This window comes from Stenotrophomonas sp. SMYL89, from assembly GCF_036319985.1.
Taxonomy (GTDB): Bacteria; Pseudomonadota; Gammaproteobacteria; order Xanthomonadales; family Xanthomonadaceae; genus Stenotrophomonas; species Stenotrophomonas maltophilia_Q.
In genome coordinates, this window is the sequence record NZ_JAWIRW010000001.1 from 546,647 (window position 1) to 566,906 (window position 20,260).

Below are 20,260 nucleotides of genomic sequence, written 5' to 3' on the forward strand. Positions count from 1 at the left end.
CCGATCACCACGACGAATACAATGCCGGCATGACCCGCCAGCTGCCCTGGCGCCTGGCCGATACGCCGGACGCCCCCTTTCCTCCGGCCGAGACCGCGCTGCGCCAGCCTGATGGCCTGCTCGCCATCGGTGGTGACCTGCACCCTGTGCGCCTGCTCAATGCCTACGCTGGCGGCATCTTCCCATGGTTCAGCGAGGGCGAGCCGATCCTGTGGTGGTCACCGGACCCGCGCGTGGTGTTCCGCACCGAGGGCGTGCATCTGTCCAGCCGGTTCCGCCGCCAGCTGCGTAGCAGTACGTGGGAGGTCACCGCCGACACCGCTTTCAGCCGCGTGATGCGTGCCTGCGCGGCGGCACCACGGCCCGGCCAGGATGGCACCTGGATCAGCCCGGCGATGGTCGAGGCCTACAGCCAGCTGCACGACCTGGGCTTCGCCCATTCGTTCGAAGTCTGGGACCGGGAGACCCTGGTCGGTGGCATCTACGGGGTGGCAATCGGGTCGATGTTCTTTGGCGAGAGCATGTTCAGTGGCGCCAGCGGCGGCTCCAAGATCGCCCTGGCCGCCCTGGCCTCCACTCTGCATGGTTGGGGCTGGGAACTGATCGATGCCCAGGTGGAGAATCCGCACCTGCTGCGGATGGGTGCCGAGCACCTCCCGCGCGCGGAATTCCTGCAGCACGTGCGCCGGGCCGTGCGCGGTGACGGCCGGGAGGGCCCATGGACACGGGCGGTCGGACGCTTGCCAGCACGGCGTTTGGCCGGGGGTTAACACAAACTTTGCAAGCTGGCGCCGTCACGCGTAAAATACTGCGCCTTAGGCCCAGCGTGGCCGTTTTCTGAACCGCACAGGACTACATGTCGAAAGACGATTCCATCGAGTTCGAGGGCACCGTCAGCGAGACGCTGCCGAACACCACTTTCCGCGTTCGCCTGGAAAATGGGCACGAAATCATCGCCCATATCTCCGGCCGCATGCGCAAGAACTACATCCGCATCCTCACCGGTGACCGGGTCAAGGTTGAAATGACCCCGTACGACCTGACCAAGGGCCGTATCACCTACCGCATGAAGTAAGCGGTCGGCGCCTGGCGCCATTTCGACAAGGCCAGCCCTGGTTGCTGGCCTTTTGTCATGTCCGGAATCCGGCCCTGCCGGAGGTCACCGTGACCGAGCTCACCGTGGCGTCGGTCAGCCCCGCTTGCGGCAGATTCGCGCTTGCAGCCGCCGCGGCATCGTGGGATCCGATCCAGTCCGGATCGCTACCCCCGCCCGATCATGAACGCCCTGCTCCCGCACGTCCTGCTGCCGGCAGTTCTGCTGGCCAGCCTGCCCCTGGCGGCATTCGCCGCTGAACCCACAAAGCCCTCCAATGCATCCGAGTGCATCGCTCTCGGCGCCAATCGCGATATCCGCCCTTCCAGCACGGAACGCGAGGTGCTGCTGCGCGACGGTGACAGCCACTATCGGGTGCATCTGCAGAAGCGCTGCCTGGGCGCTGCCGCCTCGGCCAGCTACGTCTTCTTCACCCCCAGCACCCCTGAACGGATCTGCGGTGACGCCCGCAGTACGCTGAAGACAGACAGCAACCACTGCACTGTGACCCGGATCGAGCCGATCGACGCGGCAACCTTCAGGCGGCTGGCACAGCAGGGGCGTTAAGTTTTGGTACATGCAACAAGGGCGGCCGAAGCCGCCCTTGTCGCTGCCCACATCGGGCACCGGCCCGACGTGGATTTACTCCACCGTCACCGGCAACAGGCGCTCCGGCTCGGCCTGGGTTTCGACCACCAGCTCGTCGTCGCGCACGTCGATGCTGACCTTGCCACCGTTCACCAGCTTGCCGAACAGCAGTTCGTCGGCCAGCGGGCGCTTGACCTTGTCCTGGATGACGCGGGCCATGGGCCGGGCACCCATCAGCGGGTCGAATCCGTGGTGGGCCAGCCAATCGCGCGCAGTCGGGGTGGCCGACAGGCTGACGTGCTTCTCCTGCAGGCGCATCTCCAGCTCGATCAGGAACTTGTCCACCACGCGCAGGATGTGCTCGAAGCCCAGCGCCTGGAACTGCACCACCGCGTCGAGGCGGTTGCGGAATTCCGGGGTGAAGCTGCGGCGGATCGTTTCCATCGCGTCGGTGGCATGGTCCTGCTTGGTGAAGCCGATCGAGCGCCGCGAGGCCTGCGCCGCGCCGGCATTGGTGGTCATCACCAGCACCACGTTCTTGAAGTTGGCCTCACGACCGTTGGTATCGGTCAGCACGCCGCGGTCCATCACCTGCAACAGGATGTTGAAGATGTCCGGATGCGCCTTCTCGATCTCATCCAGCAGCAGCACGCAGTGCGGCGTCTTTACGATCTTCTCGGTCAGCAGGCCGCCCTGGTCGAAGCCGACGTAGCCCGGAGGCGCGCCGATCAGCCGGCTGATCGAATGCGGCTCCATGTACTCGGACATGTCGAAGCGGACCAGCTCGATGCCCAGCTGCAGCGCCAGCTGCTTGGTCACTTCGGTCTTGCCGACACCGGTCGGGCCGGCGAACAGGAAGTTGCCGATCGGCTTTTCCGGGTTGCCCAGGCCTGAACGGGCCAGCTTGATCGCCGAAGACAGCGTCTCAATGGCCGGATCCTGGCCGAAGATCACCATCTTCAGGTTGCGCTCCAGGTGCTGCAGCACATCCTTGTCGGTGGCGCTGACCTGCTTGGCCGGGATGCGCGCCATCTTGGCCACGATCGCCTCGACCTCCTCGACGTCGATCAGCTCCTTGCGCTGCCCCTCGGGCAGCAGGCGCTGGCGGGCGCCGGCCTCGTCGATCACGTCGATGGCCTTGTCCGGCAGCAGGCGGTCGCCGATGTGCTTCACGGACAGGTCCACTGCGGCCTGCAGGGCCTCATCGGAGTAGGTCACGCCGTGATGCAGCTCGTACTTGGATTTCAGCCCCTGCAGGATCTCGTAGGTCTCGCCCACGGTCGGCTCGACGATGTCGATCTTCTGGAAGCGGCGGGCCAGTGCCCGGTCCTTCTCGAAGATGCCGCGATATTCCTGGAAGGTGGTCGAGCCGATGCAGCGCAGCTCGCCCGACGCCAGCGCAGGCTTGATCAGGTTGGACGCATCCATGGTGCCGCCCGACGCCGAACCGGCACCGATGATGGTGTGGATCTCGTCGATGAACAGCACCGCGTTGGGCACCTTCTTCAGTGCCGTCAGCACGCTCTTCAGGCGCTTCTCGAAGTCACCACGGTACTTGGTACCGGCTACCAGTGCGCCCAGGTCGAGCGAGTAGATCACCGCGTCGGCCAGCACGTCGGGCACCGAGCCTTCGATGATGCGACGGGCCAGGCCTTCGGCGATGGCCGTCTTGCCCACGCCCGCCTCACCCACGTACAGCGGGTTGTTCTTGCGGCGGCGGCACAGGACCTGGATGGTCCGCTCGATCTCGTCGGCACGGCCGACCAGCGGGTCGATGCGACCTGCCCGGGCCTGGTCGTTGAGGTTGCTGGCGAACTCGGTCAGGGCATCCCCCTTAGGCTCGCCCTCCCCGCCTTCCATGCGGCTCTCGCCCTCCGAGGACGAAGACGGCTGCTCGCCCTCCTCGCCCAGCTTGGCGATGCCATGGGAAAGGTAATTGACCACATCCAGCCGGGTCACATCCTGCTGGTTGAGGTAATAGACGGCATGGGAGTCCTTTTCGCCGAAGATGGCGACCAGCACGTTAGCGCCGGTGACCTCCTTCTTGCCCGAGGACTGCACGTGGTACACGGCCCGCTGCAGCACGCGCTGGAAGCCCAGCGTCGGCTGGGTATCGCGGCCGTCATCCTCGGCCAGGCGGGACACGGAGGCCTCGATGGCCTGCTCCAGCTCCTGGCGCAGGCGTTCGGCGTCGGCACCACAGGCCTTCAGTACGGCCTGGGCGGACGGGTTGTCGAGCAGTGCCAACAGCAGGTGTTCGACCGTCATGAACTCATGCCGGGCCTCACGGGCGCGCTTGTAGCACTGGCCGATGGTGTGTTCGAGGTCTTTGCTGAACATGGATTACTCCGGCGGCAGATGGGAACAATATGCGGCCTGACTACGCGTTTTCCATCACCCTAGCGGATTGCTGCGTTCAGATGGCGTTAGCAGTACACATCGCTTGATCTTCATTCACTCCAGGACAGCCCGCCCAGCATGAGCGAACCCTACCTGAGCCTCTGGCGATTGCGGCGTGATGGCGAGGCCATCGAAACGCCGCGCGCCCACCTCTGGCCGGTGCTGACCGCCGCCGGCGAACCGGCGATGCTGAAGGTCAGCGACGAACCCGAGGAACAGAACGCCCATCGGCTGCTGCGCTGGTGGGCTGGCGACGGCGCTGCCCAACTGCTGGCCCACGAGGGGCCGGCAATCCTGATCGAGCGTGCCGGTGGCGACTCGCTGCGGCAACGTTCGATCCAGGGCGACGACGACGCCTGCACGACGATCCTGTGCGAGGTCCTGCAGCGGCTGCACCGGCCACGGAGCGCAACGCCAGCGGAACTGGTCTGCCTGCGTACATGGTTCGCCGACCTGCTGCAGCCAAGGGCTGCGCTGCCGCCACTGCTGGAACAGTGCAGATCACTGGCGGAGGGGCTGCTGCAGGACGAACGGGAGATCAGGCCACTGCATGGCGACCTGCACCACGACAACGTGCTGGATTTCGGCGCGCGCGGCTGGCTGGCGATCGACCCGAAGCGACTGCTGGGCGACCGGGCCTTCGACTACACCACGCTGTTCAGCAACCCGGACCTGTGCGGTCCCGGCATCCATGTCGCGACGCGATCGGAGCGCTTTGCCGCCCGGCTGCAACAGGTCAGTGCGCTGGCTGGGCTGGAACGCACGCGCCTGCTGCGCTGGATCGCAGCCAGCACGGGATTGTCGGCGGTCTGGTTCCGGGATGACGGCGACCCCGCCGACATCGATGAGACGGTGGCGCAAATGGCGTTGGAGGCACTCGCGGAAGCGTGACCCAGCTGTAGAGCCGAGCCTGCGCTCGGCTGCTTCTGGCTGAAATCTGGCTGAAATCTGGATGCCTGGGCGAACAGCAGCCGAGCGCGGGCTCGGCTCTACAGGCTCCTGCCCTGGTAGGTGCCCACCTTGGTGGGCACGATGCGTCAGGCGTCGGCACGCCTTGACGATCGGTGTACCCGGACGAGAACCGGCAGCCGGTCAGGCCTTTTCCATCGTGCACAGCAACGGATGCTGGTTCATCCGCGAGTACTCGTTGACCTGGGCAACCTTGGTCTCGGCCACCTCGCGGGTGAACACACCGCACACGCCGCGGCCGCGGGTATGGACGTGCAGCATCACCTGCGTGGCCTTGTCCAGGTCCATGCTGAAGAACTGCTGCAGGACGTCCACCACGAAATCCATCGGGGTGTAGTCGTCGTTGAGCAGCATCACCTGGTAGAACGGCGGCGGCGCCACTTCCGGGTGCGCGGCCTCTACGGCGACGCCGTGCTCGTGCTGGGAATCGGGGGAAGACTCATGGGGCATCGGGTCATTATAGAGGCTCGGGCGAGCCTGCGTCGGCCCGCCGCAGATTGGACGGCACGCACGCCCGCCGTCACAATTGCACCCTCTCTCAGTAATGTTTCACAGGATCTTCATGAAAAGGACGCTTCTCTCCACCCTGCTGATCGCCCTGGCTGCATCCGGCTCCGCCGCTGCCGCGGACGCCGACAAGGCCGTGGCCCGCCACCTGGACAAGCTGGGCTACACCTATGAAGTCGACGAGGACGGCGACTACCGCATGGTCTTCGACGTCGAGGGTGACCGCACCCAGATGGTCTACGTACGCTCGGCGGTGGAAGATTTCGGCACCCACAACATCCGCGAGATCTGGTCGCCGGCTTACAGCGCCAAGACCAAGCAGTTCCCGGTGGCCGTGGCCAACCGCCTGCTGGAAGATTCGCAGGACGCCAAGATGGGCGGCTGGGTAAAGCAGGACACCACCGCCATGTTCGTGGTGAAGATCGACGCCGATGCCACGGCCGACCAGCTCAGCGACGCCATCGATGCGGCCATCCGCACCGCCGACGCCATGGAGCTGGAACTGACCAAGAAGGACGAGTTCTGAGTTGAACGCCACGCCGGACCCGCGCTGGGCACCGCACGCCACCGTCGCCACCGTGGTGGTCGACGGCGGCCGCGTGCTGCTGGTTGAAGAGACCATTGACGGCCGGCAGGTGCTCAACCAGCCGGCCGGCCACCTCGAGCCCGGCGAAAGCCTGGCCGAGGCAGCCCTGCGCGAGACCCGCGAGGAAACCGGCTGGACGGTGCAGCTGACCCATTTCATCGGCTGCTACCAGTGGACGGCCGGCGACGGCACGACCTTCCTGCGTTTCTGCTATGCGGCGCGCCCGGTCTCGCACGACCCGGCGCAGCCGTTGGACACCGGCATTGATCGCGCACTGTGGCTGACCCCGGCCGAGCTGCGGGCCGCCGGCGAACGCCAGCGCAGCCCCCTGGTCTGGCAGGTGGTGGCCGATTACCTGGGTGGCCAGCGCCACCCGCTTTCGCTGGTCCGGGAGGTTGCATGAGCACTCCGCGCGTGATGGTGGGCGTCTCTGGTGGTGTCGACTCTTCGGTCGCCGCCTGGCGCCTTGTACATCAGGGTGAGGCCGTGGCCGGCCTGTTCATGCAGAACTGGGCCGACGATGGCAGCGGCGACTGCCGCGCCGAGGACGACCGCCGCGATGCGGTGGCGGTATGCGGCCTGCTCGGCATTCCCTTCCACTTCCGAGATTTCTCCAGCGAGTACTGGCAGGGCGTGTTCGAACACTTCCTGGCCGAGTACGCGGCCGGCCGTACGCCGAACCCGGACGTGCTGTGCAACCGCGAAGTGAAGTTCAAGCACTTCCTGGATGCCGCCCGCGAGCTGGGGGCCGAGCGCATCGCCACCGGCCACTACGCGCGCGTCGCCCAGCGCGGCCACCAGTGGCTGCTGCTGCGTGGCGCCGACCGCTCCAAGGACCAGAGCTACTTCCTGCACCAGCTGGGCCAGGAACAGCTGTCGGCGACCCTGTTCCCGATCGGCGACCTGGAAAAGACCGACCTGCGGCGGATCGCGCGTGACGTCAGTCTGCCGACCCACGCCAAGAAGGACTCCACCGGCATCTGCTTCATCGGCGAGCGCGACTTCCGCGAGTTCCTCGGCCGCTACCTGCCGGCCAAGCCTGGCCAGATCCTCGACCCGGCCGACGGCAGCGTCATCGCCGAACATCCGGGCGTGTTCTATTTCACCCTTGGCCAGCGCGAAGGACTCAACATCGGCGGCGTGCGTGGCCGCCCGGCTGCACCGTGGTATGTGGTCGGCAAGGATGTGGCCAGCAATGTGCTGTACGTGGACCAGGACCGCGACAGCCCGTGGATGCTGTCCGGGCGCCTGCGTTCGGAACGCGCGCACTGGATTGCCGGCTCGCCGCCGGCGCGGCGCTTCGAATGCACCGCCCAGACCCGCTACCGCCAGCCCGACGAGCCGTGTACGGTCGAGGTGCTGGACGATGGCAGCGTGCTGGTCACCTTCGCGCGCCCGCAACGCGCCGTTACCCCCGGTCAATCGCTGGTGCTGTATGACGGTGATGTGTGCCTGGGTGGCGCGGTGATCGCCGCCACCGATGCGCCGCTGGAACAGCGCCTGCGCACCACCCCTTCCCCTTTTGAGGTAATCGCTGCATGAGTTTCACTGTCGACGACCGCGTCCTGGCCCTGGCCGGCATTGCCCAGGCCCTGCAGCAGGTACGCCGCATCGCCGATACCGGCCATTCCGACGCCGCCGCCGTGCGCACCGCCGTGGACAGCGTGTTCCGTGTCGATGCGTCCTCGCCGCAGGAGGTGTTCGGTGACCGTCATGCACTGAAGGCTGGCCTGCGCCTGCTGCACAACTACTTCCGCAGCCAGGGCCAGGACCCGATCCTGCCCAAGCTGGCCCTGTCGGTACTGCAACTGGAGCGCCGCTTCGTGCAGGACGGCGCCACCGTGAACAAGGTCGCCTCGGGCATCGAGCGCGCCCAGCGCCAGGCCACCGAGCTGGGCGACAGCGGCCATCCGGATGTGCTGGCCAACCTGGGTGGCCTGTACGCGGACACCATCAGCCACCTCAAGCCGCGGGTGATGGTGCAGGGCAACCCGCACTACCTGGGCCAGGCCGGCGTGGTGGCCGAGATCCGCGCCCTGCTGCTGGCGGCGGTGCGCTCGGCGGTGCTGTGGCGCCAGCTGGGCGGCAGCTACTGGGACTTCCTGTTCAGCCGCAGGGCGATGATCGAGGCCGTGGACCGGCAGCTGGCGTGAGCCCATGGGGTCAGAGCCCTTTTCCATGAAAAGGGATCCGACCCCGCCGCTGCCTACCCAGGGGTCGGATCCCTTTCCGGCACGGAAAGGGCTCTGACCCCGAAGCCGCCCAGCGCCGGAAAACCGGCGCATTCAGAATGCACTTCGAGGCACATCGACGTTAAAGAGAAAGGGGGTACGGCCGATACATCCTCCGTGCACCTCCCGAGAACGTCCATGTACTCACGCATTTTCATCCGTCTGGCCGCCCCCCTGGCTCTGACCCTGCTGCTCCCCATCGCCATCGGTTTCGAATGGCCGGCCGCCCTGCGCTGGGCGATCCTGACCACGATGACGCTGAGCTGGCTCGGCTTTGCGTGGTGGACCACCCGCGCCCAGGCGCACCGTTCCCCGGAACATGCCCGTGTCCTGCGTGAGCAGGACCAGCTGCTGACCGAACTGCGCAACTTCGTCGGCAACGAGATCGACGGTTCGCGCGGCGAAGTGGAACGCGCCCGTGACCTGATCCGCCAGGCCGTCTCCAGCCTCGGTGGCAGCTTCGATGCGATGAACCGCAAGTCGCGCCAGCAGAGCCAGGCCCTGTCGCGCATCGTCGACCGCGCTGGTGATGAAGGCAATGCCGGCCTCGACGTTGCCCGTTTCGCCCAGCACGCCAGCCACCGCATGGAACAGCTGGTGGAAGCGCTGGAACAGGTCAGCGGCCAGAGCAGCACCACCGTGCAGCACATCGACCAGATGGCGCAGCACCTGGATGGCATCTTCGCGCTGCTGGAAGACGTCAAGTCGATCGCCGACCAGACCAACCTGCTGGCGCTGAATGCTGCCATTGAAGCGGCGCGTGCCGGTGAAGCCGGTCGTGGCTTCGCGGTGGTCGCCGACGAAGTGCGCAACCTGTCCGAGCGCTCGACCACGTTCAACGAGCAGATCCGCAAGCTGGCGCACAGCTCCAAGGACGCCATCGCCAAGGTGCGCGAGACGGTCTCGCACATGGCGTCGCGTGACATGGATCGCTCCCGCGAAGCGCGCCTGGAAGCCGCGGCGATGCTCGACAACGTCGCGCAGATCAATGCTTCGCTGGGCGACGGGATGCGCGAAGTCTCCGAGTGCGCCCGTTCGATCGATGGCAGCGTGGCCGAAGCCGTGCGCGCCCTGCAGTTCGAAGACATCGCCACCCAGGCCCTGGGCGGCGTGCACACCCACCTGGACCGCCTGACCGCGATCAACCGTGAAGCGGTGGCCCTGCAGGAGCTGCTGCACCGCAATGGCGGCGTGTTCGACGAAGAGATCGCCACCGCCCTGCAGCGCACCGGCAGCCGCCTGCGCGAACTGCGCAGCGAGTGGGAACGCCCGCCGCACAAGCCGGTTGCCCAGCAGAGCATGGGCGCCGGCACCGTCGAGCTGTTCTGATCCTGATGTCCGCTGCCGTTGCCGGCAGCCCGCAAGGCCCCGGTCATCCCGGGGCCTTTGCCTGTACCCTGCCGTTGGATGCATCCTGTACGCGCACCATGACCCTGATCCGTGCCCTGCCCTCCCTCACCGACACCGAGCGCCCGCGCAACGCGAGCGTGCGTGAGCAGCTGCAACAGCTGGAAGAGGTCGCCCGCGAAGAGATCCGCGAACTGCAGCAGCTGGCCGATGCACGTCCGGCGCCGTCCCGCGCGGACGAGGAACTGCTGGGGCTGGCGTGGGACCTGGGGCTGGATGGCGAAGCACTGAGGTAGATCCACGCCATGCGTGGATGCATCTGGACGACCCTGCACCTTCCGATCTTTCGGACTTGTTGCATGGCCCGGGTCATCGGCTCCGGGCACACTGATCGCTCTCCCTGCTTGGTGACGGCATGACATTCAATCCGGAAGAAGCGCGAGAAAACTTCGAACAGTTTCTGATCATCATGGACGATCAGATTGAATGGCTGATCGAACAGGGGCAGCACCGTGGCGTCGACCTCGACGGTAGCCTGGAGAGCCTTGATCACCTCGAAACCCTGTACAACCTGATGGCTGCAACGCTGTCGGAAGACGAACAGGCTGCCTTGAGGGTTGTATTTGCACGATATCTTGGGGAAATCGTGCGCCTGCATCATGGCGGCAAATGGACTCTGCCACTGGATGATCCCAAGGACATCAGTTTCAACATGCCGGTCATCCTGGGGCATTCAACCTGCCCGTGGCTGGAGTTCAACCCCATCCACACGATGCGGGGTTATTCACTTCGACCCAGGCCCGGAATGATCCGAAGCGTCGTCGCGCATAGTGTTGCTCCCAAGATTCTGGATCTCAGCGATCTCGTGGAAGAGGACTGACACCAAGAGAGATAATGCTCGATTCAGTTGTCGGCCCCATCGGGACTTCGGCTCGTGCCCGGGATCATCCACGCATGGCGTGGATCTACCAGATGGGCTGAATCTCTGTGGCATGATGCGCGGGTCCCGCTCATGGAAGACCGATGGCCATCGCCCTGATCGCATTGATGCTGTTGGAGCTGCTGCTTCTGTTGTTCTGGGCACCGTTCTTCTTCCGAACCGGCATCGTCCTGTTCAACCAGCGCATCGCCGCCTCTCCGGCTGAACTGACCCAACTGTCACTGATCGGGCTGGAGCACGACCTTCCTACCGACAAGTGGCTGAGCTTTGTGTTCCGTGTACTGCCCGACCGCAGCGTGGCGTTCCGTGAGAGCTTCGCACCGGGCTATGGCGGCCGCTATTTTCCGTTGATGCACGGCCAGCTGTTGGTCGACAAGCGACGCCGCGAAGTGCGTGTGGTCGGGCGATGCAGCTGGTTCGCGCTGGCCCTGACCGTGCTGGTGCTGCCCATCATTCTGGTGCGCCCGGTGGCATGGCCGATGCTGGGCATGCTGCTGGTGTTCTATATGGGGTATCGCATCCAGCTGCGGCGCTATGCCGAGGTTGTCGAGGCAGTGCGGGCGCGGGTGCGGTCGGAGTTCCCGCAGCGATTCGTTGACCCAAGGCGGTAGATCCACGCCATGCGTGGATGATCGCGAGCGCAGGCATTCGTGCCGACCAAGGTCGGCACCCACCAAAGCGGGTTGCGGTAGATCCACGCTATGCGTGGATGGTCGCGCGCGCAGGCATTCGTGCCGACCAACGGTCGGCACCTACCAGAGCGCGCTTTCAGCGCACCAGCACCACTTCCCCACTAGCATCGGTGCGCAGCGAAACCGGCTGTGGCTGGCGCAGCCACTGCGCCAGATCGCGAGGGCTGAGCGGGCGTGAGTAGAGGTAGCCCTGGATCTCGTCGCAGCCCTGGCGGCGCAGCATGTCTTCCTCCTGGTGCGTTTCCACGCCCTCGGCCACCACCTTCATGCCCAGCGCGTGGCCCAGGTGCACGATCGCCTGGGTCACTTCGGCCGTGCCCGAATCGTGCAGCATGCCCTGCACGAAACTGCGGTCGATCTTGAGGCGCCCCACCGGGAAGCGGTTGAGGTAGTTGAGGTTGGAGAAGCCGGTCCCGAAGTCATCCACCGCCAGCGGCACGCCGTGACGTTCCAGCACGTCGAAGCAATGCCGCAGGATGTCGGTGTCACGGATCAACGCCGACTCGGTCAGTTCCAGCTCCAGCCGCTGCGGCGGCCAGCCATGGGCGTGGCAGATCTCGATCACGCGCTCGGCAAAGCCGCGGTCACGCAGCTGCACCGCCGAGACATTCACGGCGATGCGGTCGAAGCGCAGGCCGGCGCGGTCCCAGGCGGTGGCCTGGCGGCAGGCCTCGTTCAGTACCCAGTCGCCGATCCGTACGATCTCGCCGCACTTCTCGGCGATGGGGATGAACTCGGCCGGGCTGCAGTAGCCGATCCCGGGCCGGTGCCAGCGCAGCAGCGCCTCGATCGCCGGCGGCTCGCCGTGATGGGCGTGCAGCAGCGGCTGGTAGGCCAGGCTGAACTCTTCGCGCTCGATGGCGCCGTGCAGGGCGTGCTCGAGCTCCAGCTTGCGCTGGATGCGGGCCAGCGCGTCCTGGCTGTAGTACTGGTAGGTATTGCGGCCGGCTTCCTTGGCCGCGTACATCGCCGCATCGGCGGCACGCAGCAGGGAGTCGAAGTCGGTCTGCGCGTCACCCAGCATCGCGATGCCGACACTGGCGCCCACTTTCAAGGTGGTTTCGCCCCGGCGCAGCGGTTCGGCCAACGAAGCGATCAGTTTGCGTGCCACATGGCCGGCGTCTTCCGGCTCGGCCAGATCGCGCAGCACCACGATGAATTCATCGCCACTGAAGCGCCCGAACAGATCGTTGTTGCGCAGGTTCTGGTGCAGCCGGGTGGCGGCCGCCTTCAGCAGGGCGTCGCCGGTGGCGTGGCCGAAACTGTCGTTGATGGTCTTGAAGCCATCCAGATCGATGAACAGCATCGCCAGCGATGTCCCGCGGTCGCGCGCTTCCTCGATGGCTTCGGCGGTCTGTTCGCCGAGCAGCACGCGATTGGGCAGGCCAGTGAGCAGATCGTAATGCGCCAGCAGCTCGATACGCTCGTTGGCCTCGCGTTCGCGGGTGATGTCACGGAACAGCACCACGAAGCGCGGCGGCAGCCCATCACGACGGTCCAGTTCGATCAGCACCTGCACCCAGACGCGCAGGCCGGACTGGCGGTAGAAGCACAGGTCCAGCTGCTCGGGCAGCCCGCCATCGGCGATGCGCCCCAACGCCGCTTCGAAAGCGTTGCGTGAGTCCTCGGTGTACAACGCCAGCGCCTGGTCGAGGGTGATGGGTTCCTTGCGCAGGCCGTGGATGCGATAGCACTCCTCGGTCCACTGCATGTGCCGGGCCTGCACCTCGATCTCGCAGCCGCCGATGCGGCCCAGCGCGGAGACGCGGTTGAGCAGTTCGGTACGCCAGCGGATCAGCGCATCGGTCTGGTGCTGCTCGGTGATGTTCTGCACCTGTCCGAGCAGCCGCTTGGGCTGTCCGTCCATGTCCAGCAGCGGCTGCATCCACAGTCGCAGGTGCTGTGACGGTTCATGGCCGCGGGTCAGTTCCAGCTCGAGATTGGCAGCGCGACCATCGCGCCACAACCGTCGCCAGGCCGCACGCAGTGCACCACGTGAACGCGGGTGCAGCTGCTTCAGCCAGCGGCGCTGGCCGGGCACGGCGCCCTGCTCCAGCGCCAGCAGCGAACGCAGCTCCGGCGACCACCAGAAGTGACCGCTGTTGGGATCGAACGACCAGCTGCCCATGCTGGCAATGCGCTGGGCCTCGCTCAGGTGCAGCTGCTGTTCCTGAAGCAGCCCTTCCAGCTGCTTCTGCTGTTCGATATCGGTATGGGTGCCGACCATGCGCAACGGCTGGCCATCGGCGGTGCGTGCGACCACGCGGCCCCGGTCCAGCACCCAGCGCCACTGGCCATCGGCCTGGCGGAAACGGAACTGTGCGCTGTACTGCTCGCTCAGTCCACGCAGATGCTCGTCCAGTGCGCCCCGTACCTGGGCGATGTCCTCGCTGTGCACGCGCGCCAGTATCTCGGTGGCGGTTTCATCGCCCAGTGCGGGAGTCCGCACCACACGGTCGCTGGGAATGTCCCAGTCCCACAGGCTGTGGCCGGCACTGTCCAGCGCCAGCTCCCAGCGCCCACCGCCGCCGAGCGGCACCGGTTCGGGAATGCTCAGCGTGAAGGCCAGCAGATTGCCGGCGCCATCATGCACGGCGCGCAGGTGGCCGTCGTAGTGCCCGTGCGGGCCACCCGGCAGCGTGCAGGCCACGATGCCGCCATCGGCCGCCATCAGGCGCAGATCCTCCAGCATCGGCGCATAGGCGGCCACGGTGGCCGGCAGGCCATGCTCGCGCGCAGCCGGATTGGCCGCCAGCGGGCGGCCCGTGCGGTCGACGATGACCAGCGCCGACGCAAGCGGGTGCTGCAGCAGGCTGGCGATGATCCCTTGGTCCACGCGATCTTGCTCCGGATGACACGCCCGTCAGCGGGGCACGCAGTGGTTAACGGCGCCTGCGGCGGATAATTGAGTGGTCAGGGCACACCCGCGCGGTAAGATGGCCGGCGCCCCTTTCATCCAGCCCGTCCATGCCTGCAGAACCGACCGGCATCGCCCCTGTTCCCGACCCGCGGATGGCGCAGGCGCTGAGCCGCGACCGGCGGCGGGTCGTGCTGAGCTACCTGGTGATGGCATTGGCCTGGATGATCGCCTCCGACAGTGCCGTGCAGGCGCTGGTACCGGATCCGCAGCAGGCGGCGATGTGGCAGAGCGTGAAGGGCTCGTTCTTCGCACTGGCCAGTGCCGGCCTGCTGTACCTGCTGCTGCGGCCGCTGGCCGAGCACGTGCTGCACACCCATGCGCGCCAGCAGGCATCGGAGCTGCGCCTGCGGCAGATGTTCGAGGGCAACCCCGGCCCGATCCTGGTCTACGACCTGGACACGCTGGCGATCCTCGACGCGAATCCGGCGGCCTGCAGCGCATTCGGCTGGGAGCGCGATGAACTGCTTGAGCAGACCATCGACTCGCTGTGGCCGCCCGGCCAGGACCAGGCGTTGCAGACCAAGCTGGAGGCGATCCGCGAGGCACCCGAGGAGCTCTGCATCCTGCGGACACAGCTGCAGCTGCGCGACGGCTCGCTGCGGCAGATGGAACTGCGCTCCAACGCCATCAGCTATGACGGCCACAATGCCCGGTTGCTGATCGCCATCGACCGCACCGCAGAAGACCTGGCCCAGCTGCGCCGCGACCAGGCGCTGGCGCGGGTCGAGGAAGCGCACGAGCTGGCGCGCATCGGCGCCTGGGAACTGGATCCATCCACCGGCATGGGCCGCTATTCCAACCAGGTCTACCGCCTGCTTGGCCGCCGGCCGCCGGAAGCCCGCCGCTGGCACCGCTTCGACGAGCTGCTGGTGCCCGCCGACCCCACCACCTCCACGCAGACTGAGCAGCTGCTGGCCGACCTCTGCTCGGGTGATCCGGTGCAGGTGGACGTACTGCTGCCCCTGCTGTCGATGGACGGCCGCGCCCTGATGGTGCACCTGCGTGCCGCCAGTGGTGTCGATGAGTCCGGCCGCAGCCGCGTACTGGGTACCCTGCAGGACGTGACCGAGCGGGAGCAATCGCGACGCCTGCTGCGCGAGCGCGAAGAACAGTTCCGCGAGCTGGTGCGGGTGCTGCCCGATGGCGTGGTGATCCTCTCCGACGAGCACGTGCTGTACACCAATGCCTGGGCGGCCAGCCTGTTCGGCTATGGCAGCCACACCCTGCTCGGTGAGCCGTTGTCGGCGCTGGTCGCTGCCGATGACCTGGCCCGCGTCCGCAGCCAGCTGCGCGCCGGGCAGCCACATCTGGGCCCCGGCCACAGCAGTGTGGTGGCCATGCAGCGCGCAGACGGACGCAGCTTCCATGCCGGCCTGGCGGTGGGCGAGGTGCGCTACGGCGGCCGCGACTGCAAGCTGCTGATCGTGCGTGACCTGAGCGATTCCGAACGGACGCGCAGTGCACTGGAAACCAGCAACCGCGAATTGCAGGCGATGGCTGGCCGGCTGTTCTCGCTGCAGGAGGACGAGCGCCGCGCGATCTCGCGCGACCTGCATGACGACATCGGCCAGGCGATCACTGCGATCAAGCTGTCCGCCCATGCGGCGCAGGACGAGCACGATCCACAGCGCCGCAGCGAGGACCTGGCACAGATCGTCAGCCTGGCCGATACCACGGTGGCAAAGCTGCGCGACATCTCCACCCTGCTGCGCCCGCCGCAGCTGGACGCGCTGGGCCTGGAAGCGGCCCTCAGCTGGCAGGCACGGGTGCTGTTCCGTTCTTCGCCGGTGGAGCTGCTGGCCGAAATCGAGCCCCTGCCGCACCGCCCTGACAACAGCATCGAACAGGCCTGCTTCCGCATCGCGCAGGAGAGCCTGACCAATGTGCTGCGGCACGCGCGCGCCAGCCAGGTACAACTGCAGCTGCGCGACGTCGGCAAACGCGGCCTGCACCTGCAGATCCGCGACGACGGCGAGGGTTTCGACCCGGACGGTCCGCGCGGCCTGGGCCTGATCGTGATGCGCGAGCGCGCGCAGAGTGTCGGCGGCCATGTGCGGATCGAGTCCGCACATGGCGAGGGCACCCTGATCGACGTCCACCTCCCCTACCAGGCGGCCAGCATGGCTGCCGTCGATTCACCGGAATACTGAGCCTATGTGGAATCCCAACCAGCCCCCGGTCAGCATCGACGATGCACCCGACCGCCTCGGTGCCGGCAACCCCGAGCTGCAGGCGATGGTCGCCGAGGCGGCCTCCGGTGGCACCGCGCTGATGCTGATGCACGTGGACATCGACCACTTCGCTTCGGTCAACGAAAACATGAGCGCCGAGGTGGGCGACCAGGCGCTGGTGCTGGTGGCGCAGCGGCTGCAGTCCTACCTGCGCGGGCGAGGCAAGCTGTGGCGCCACGGCAGTGACGAGTTCCTGATCGCGGTGCCGCGCGCCGCCGACGTGCCGCTGCCGGAGGACTTCGCCGAGGAAATCCGCCAGCAGATGGAGCTGCCGCTGTCGGTGCTGCCGTACACGCTGTTCATGACCGGAAAGCTGGGCGTGAGCCTGTGCCCGGAGCATGCCAGCAGCACGTCGCGCCTGCTCGATCACGCCGAAGATGCGCTGTACCAGGCGGCCCGCGAGGGAGGCAACGCAGTGCGCATCCATGCGGTGGACACCCCGCCCAGTGCGCACAGCGAGAGCATCATCGCGCGCCAGATCGTGGATGCCATTCCCAATGGCGAGCTGAAGCTGCGCTACCAGCCGCTGGTCAGTGCCCGCGATGGCCACGTGGTGGGCATGGAAGCGCTGCTGCGATGGCAGTCCCCTACCCTGGGCATGCTGGTGCCGGAGCGCTTCATGCGCACCGCCGAGCGCCTGGGCATCATCGTGCAGATCGGCACCTGGGTGCTGGAAGGCGCACTGAAGCAGGCCCGCCTGTGGCGCGACCAGGGCTTCGACGACTTCACCATCGCCGTGAACGTGTCGACCCTGCAGCTGCTGCGGCCCAATTTCTTCGCCGAAGTGATGGGCCTGATCCAGGCGGCAGGCGTGCCGGCGCAGATGCTGACGCTGGAGATCAACGAGAGCGCGCTGACCAACAACGTCAACTTCGTGCACGAGACGCTGGCCAACCTGCGCAACGAAGGCATCAGCCTCAGCCTGGACAACTTCGGCACCGGCGATTCCAGCCTGAGCGCGCTGGTACGCTATCCGGTGGACAAGCTGAAAATCGACCGCAGCTTCATCAAGAGCGCGCCCGCCGGCAACCGCGAGGCCGCCATCGCCCGCGCGATCATTGCCATGGGCCACCAGCTGGGCATGACCGTGATTGCCAACGGCGTGGAATCGCAGGCCCAGCTGGGCTTCCTGAGGCGCAACGACTGTGACGTGTTCCAGGGTTACTTGTTCGGCGAGCCGATGTCAGCCGATGCCGCCGGCATGACCCTGCGCCGCCGCTACCTGCGTCCGGAGGCGTTCGCCGAAACCCGCCCGGACCGTACTTTGCTGCTGCTGGACGACGAGGAGAACGTGCTGCGCTCGCTGGTGCGCCTGTTCCGCCGTGATGGCTACCGCATCCTGGCGGCCGGCAACGTGCGCGATGCGTTCGACCTGCTGGCGATCAACGATGTGCAGGTGATCCTGTCCGACCAGCGCATGAGCGACATGAGCGGCACCGAGTTCCTGGGCCGGGTGAAGATGCTCTACCCCGATACGATCCGCCTGGTGCTGTCCGGCTACACCGATCTGAACACGGTGACCGACGCGATCAACCGTGGTGCGATCTACCGCTTCCTGACCAAGCCCTGGAACGACGATGAGCTGCGCAAGCACATCCACCAGGCCTTCCGCACCTACGAGGAACAGCGCCGCAGCAATGCGGGGCCGGCGCCGGTGGAAAGCGGAGATGGTGGCGAGGACCGCCCGTTGCGGTAACCGGCCATGTAGAGTCGAGCCATGCTCGACTCTACAGAATCGCCTTAGCGCGGCTGCTTCACCGGCAGTACCACGCGGAAGCGCGAACCGACGCCTGGAGTACTGTCCAGATCGATGCGGCCATGGTGCTTGTTGATGATGCTGTAGGAGATCGACAGGCCCAGGCCGGTGCCGCTGCCAACGGGCTTGGTGGTGAAGAACGGATCGAAGATGCGCTGGCGCAGTTCCGGCGAGATGCCGCCGCCGGTGTCTTCGAACTCGACCCACACCTGGTCACCATCGACACCGGTACGCACAGTGATCGTGCCGCGCTCGGCAATGGCGTGGCCGGCATTGAGCAGCAGGTTCATGTAGACCTGGTTCAACTCCGACGGCAGGCACTCCACCAGCGGCAGCTGGCCGAACTCGCGGTGCAGGGTGACCTTGTACTTGAGCTCGTTCCAGATGATGTTGATGGTCGATTCCAGGCCTGCGTGCAGGTCGACCAGCTTCCACGATTCGTCGCGGCCGGAATATGAGAAGTCCTTCAGGTCACGCACGATGCGGGTGACCCGCTCGATGCCCTCGCGCGATTCGGCCATCAGCTGCGGCAGGTCGCGGCTGATGAAATCGATGTCCAGGCGGTCACGTATATCGTCGATTTCCGGAATCAACGCCTTCGGGTCCGGCGCGCGCAGGGCGCGCTCGTACGCCTCAATCACGGTGAAAAGGCTGCGCAGGTATTCCTGCAGGCTGCCCAGGTTGGAGTGCACGTAGCCGATCGGGTTGTTGATCTCGTGCGCGACACCCGCCGCAAGCTGGCCGATCGAGGCCATCTTTTCCGACTGCAGCAGCTTCTCCTGGGTACCGTTGAGGCGCAGGTAGGCCTGGCGCAGCTCGGCGTGGCGCTGCTGCAGCTCGCGCTCGTAGTCTTCCTGTCCTTCGATATGGCGGAACAACGCCAGGAAGTGCCCCTGGCCCACCGGACCGTGGTGGTACAGGTGGGCAATGACCACGCCCTCGCCCAGCGGCAGGCTGCCGTTCCAGTGGCCATGCTGCCGCGCCTGTTCCAGCGCATCGGGGGGCAGCAGTTCGCGCAGGCGCTGCGGTGGCGGCAATGCGCCATCCTCGCCACTGGCCAGCAGGTTCTGCGCGGCCGGATTGGCCAGCGCCACCTGCCCGTCTTCAGTGAACAGCAGCAGCCCTTCGCGCAGGCGCTCAAGCAGGGCCTGCAGCACCGGCTGAGGCGGAAGGGGGGCGGTAACCAGGGCGTTGGCAGCGGACACGGCGACTCGGGGCATTCGAACAGGCGCCCAATATACGCGGTCACGCAGCGGGCTTCAGCCCGCGGGGGTGGGTAGTGCGACCGCCGTCGCGTCAGGCGACGGCGAGTGGGCGGCGGGCAGTGACGGTGTGTGACTGGCCCTTGGCGTCATAGGCCGAGGCGTCTTCGGTACGGCCCAACTGGCGCAGTGCCCAGTTGACCTCGCGCCGGCGCCGCGAAAGCAGCACGCCGTTGGCGCGGTTGCGCTCGGCCAGTTCCTGCAGCTGTTCGCCCTCGCCGACCGGCGGTGCGCCTTCCAGCGCCCGCAGCGCCTCCAGCTTGGCGCCGGTGGCACGGATCAGGGCGTGCACGTCGTGCTCGACCAGGGCCTGGCGTTCAACGTCCAGGGCCTGGGCGAGACGCTGCAGCGGCTCGCTCATCGCTGCGGTCATCCCTGCAGCTGCTGGTCCAGATCGAGCATGCGCGATGCGATCGCGTCCGGATTGATCTTGTAGGTGCCGTTCTGCAGCGACTCGCGCACGGCGGCCACGCGCTGGGCGTCGATCGCCGGGGCGGTGGTCAGCTCACGCTCGATGGCCTGCAGATTGGTGGCCTCGCCGGTCAGGCGCAGGCTGTCGGCTGCCTCGACCGGGCGCGCCGGCGCATCGCTGCTGACGCCGGGCTTGCTGGCCGGGGTCGTCACGCTGCGCAGTGCCTGGGGGACCTGCAGGTTGCCGTCGATTTTCTGGCTCATGGGGTGTCCTGGAGTTGCCGTTCACAAGGGATAACGGCCTCAGGGCCGCGATCTTTAGGGATA

General features: G+C 66.6%; 20 protein-coding genes. 14 read left to right on the top strand and 6 right to left on the bottom strand.

The features are described 5' to 3' along the window. The first annotated feature begins 29 nt into the window (after positions 1-29). The 3 genes from aat (at position 30) to V3B41_RS02515 (ending at position 1,660) form a co-directional block, all read left to right on the top strand. The gene (aat, locus tag V3B41_RS02505) at positions 30-770 is read left to right on the top strand and encodes a leucyl/phenylalanyl-tRNA--protein transferase (RefSeq protein ID WP_197619313.1); all 741 of its coding nucleotides are present in this window, start codon (positions 30-32) and stop codon (positions 768-770) included. A gap of 86 nt (positions 771-856) precedes the next feature. Continuing rightward, complete coding sequence (infA, locus tag V3B41_RS02510) at positions 857-1,075, top strand: translation initiation factor IF-1 (RefSeq protein WP_005409596.1); 219 nt, start codon at positions 857-859, stop codon at positions 1,073-1,075. Positions 1,076-1,276: 201 nt separating this feature from the next. Continuing rightward, positions 1,277-1,660, top strand: a complete 384-nt coding sequence (locus tag V3B41_RS02515) for a hypothetical protein (protein WP_197619132.1) — start codon at positions 1,277-1,279, stop codon at positions 1,658-1,660. A gap of 75 nt (positions 1,661-1,735) precedes the next feature. Here the strand turns inward: V3B41_RS02515 and clpA are convergent, their stop codons facing one another. Continuing rightward, the gene (gene clpA, locus V3B41_RS02520) at positions 1,736-4,021 is read right to left on the bottom strand and encodes an ATP-dependent Clp protease ATP-binding subunit ClpA (RefSeq protein WP_049432227.1); all 2,286 of its coding nucleotides are present in this window, start codon (positions 4,019-4,021) and stop codon (positions 1,736-1,738) included. A gap of 138 nt (positions 4,022-4,159) precedes the next feature. On the opposite strand from clpA, the gene V3B41_RS02525 reads away from it, so the two are divergent. Then, entirely contained in the window at positions 4,160-4,972 is an 813-nt protein-coding gene (locus V3B41_RS02525; protein ID WP_049432229.1) for an APH(6) family putative aminoglycoside O-phosphotransferase, read from the top strand. A 201-nt stretch (positions 4,973-5,173) separates the two neighbouring features. Here V3B41_RS02525 and clpS read toward each other — a convergent pair whose 3' ends face one another. Further along, positions 5,174-5,500, bottom strand: coding sequence for an ATP-dependent Clp protease adapter ClpS (clpS, locus tag V3B41_RS02530; protein WP_049432234.1), 327 nt, complete (start codon positions 5,498-5,500; stop codon positions 5,174-5,176). Between the two features lie 112 nt (positions 5,501-5,612). Here clpS and V3B41_RS02535 point away from each other — a divergent pair, with 112 nt between their 5' ends. The 8 genes from V3B41_RS02535 (at position 5,613) to V3B41_RS02570 (ending at position 11,272) form a co-directional block, all read left to right on the top strand. After that, positions 5,613-6,083 (top strand): hypothetical protein, encoded by a 471-nt coding sequence (locus V3B41_RS02535; RefSeq protein ID WP_049427058.1) that lies wholly within the window; start codon positions 5,613-5,615, stop codon positions 6,081-6,083. Between the two features lies 1 nt (position 6,084). Then, on the top strand, positions 6,085-6,546 hold the full coding sequence (locus V3B41_RS02540) for an NUDIX hydrolase (RefSeq protein ID WP_111112595.1): 462 nt from the start codon (positions 6,085-6,087) through the stop codon (positions 6,544-6,546). Then, positions 6,543-7,685, top strand: a complete 1,143-nt coding sequence (mnmA, locus tag V3B41_RS02545; protein WP_329859954.1) for a tRNA 2-thiouridine(34) synthase MnmA — start codon at positions 6,543-6,545, stop codon at positions 7,683-7,685. The genes V3B41_RS02540 and mnmA overlap by 4 nt, the downstream gene beginning before the upstream one ends. Further along, positions 7,682-8,296, top strand: a complete 615-nt coding sequence (hflD, locus tag V3B41_RS02550) for a high frequency lysogenization protein HflD (RefSeq protein ID WP_125437020.1) — start codon at positions 7,682-7,684, stop codon at positions 8,294-8,296. The genes mnmA and hflD overlap by 4 nt, the downstream gene beginning before the upstream one ends. A 216-nt stretch (positions 8,297-8,512) precedes the next feature. Then, positions 8,513-9,703 (top strand): methyl-accepting chemotaxis protein, encoded by a 1,191-nt coding sequence (locus V3B41_RS02555; RefSeq protein WP_049427835.1) that lies wholly within the window; start codon positions 8,513-8,515, stop codon positions 9,701-9,703. A 98-nt stretch (positions 9,704-9,801) separates the two neighbouring features. After that, the gene (locus V3B41_RS02560; RefSeq protein WP_049427834.1) at positions 9,802-10,017 is read left to right on the top strand and encodes a hypothetical protein; all 216 of its coding nucleotides are present in this window, start codon (positions 9,802-9,804) and stop codon (positions 10,015-10,017) included. 119 nt (positions 10,018-10,136) lie between these two features. Then, positions 10,137-10,601, top strand: a complete 465-nt coding sequence (locus tag V3B41_RS02565; RefSeq protein WP_329859958.1) for a hypothetical protein — start codon at positions 10,137-10,139, stop codon at positions 10,599-10,601. Positions 10,602-10,744: 143 nt separating this feature from the next. Further along, complete coding sequence (locus V3B41_RS02570) at positions 10,745-11,272, top strand: hypothetical protein (protein WP_049427832.1); 528 nt, start codon at positions 10,745-10,747, stop codon at positions 11,270-11,272. Positions 11,273-11,429: 157 nt separating this feature from the next. On the opposite strand, the gene V3B41_RS02575 is transcribed toward V3B41_RS02570, so the two are convergent. Next, entirely contained in the window at positions 11,430-14,189 is a 2,760-nt protein-coding gene (locus V3B41_RS02575; RefSeq protein ID WP_100443518.1) for an EAL domain-containing protein, read from the bottom strand. A gap of 131 nt (positions 14,190-14,320) precedes the next feature. On the opposite strand from V3B41_RS02575, the gene V3B41_RS02580 reads away from it, so the two are divergent. Both V3B41_RS02580 and V3B41_RS02585 read left to right on the top strand, forming a co-directional pair. Beyond that, on the top strand, positions 14,321-16,423 hold the full coding sequence (locus V3B41_RS02580; protein WP_197649988.1) for a PAS domain-containing sensor histidine kinase: 2,103 nt from the start codon (positions 14,321-14,323) through the stop codon (positions 16,421-16,423). A gap of 4 nt (positions 16,424-16,427) precedes the next feature. Continuing rightward, the gene (locus V3B41_RS02585) at positions 16,428-18,200 is read left to right on the top strand and encodes an EAL domain-containing protein (RefSeq protein WP_049432160.1); all 1,773 of its coding nucleotides are present in this window, start codon (positions 16,428-16,430) and stop codon (positions 18,198-18,200) included. Positions 18,201-18,244: 44 nt separating this feature from the next. Here V3B41_RS02585 and V3B41_RS02590 read toward each other — a convergent pair whose 3' ends face one another. The 3 genes from V3B41_RS02590 to flgM form a co-directional block, all read right to left on the bottom strand. Then, complete coding sequence (locus V3B41_RS02590; RefSeq protein WP_049432157.1) at positions 18,245-19,465, bottom strand: ATP-binding protein; 1,221 nt, start codon at positions 19,463-19,465, stop codon at positions 18,245-18,247. Between the two features lie 91 nt (positions 19,466-19,556). Then, positions 19,557-19,895, bottom strand: coding sequence for a flagellar protein FlgN (locus tag V3B41_RS02595; protein ID WP_006366325.1), 339 nt, complete (start codon positions 19,893-19,895; stop codon positions 19,557-19,559). Next, positions 19,892-20,197: a flagellar biosynthesis anti-sigma factor FlgM gene (gene flgM, locus V3B41_RS02600; RefSeq protein ID WP_049432154.1), complete on the bottom strand. Its 306-nt coding sequence runs from the start codon at positions 20,195-20,197 to the stop codon at positions 19,892-19,894. The genes V3B41_RS02595 and flgM overlap by 4 nt, the downstream gene beginning before the upstream one ends. Positions 20,198-20,260 lie beyond the last annotated feature (63 nt).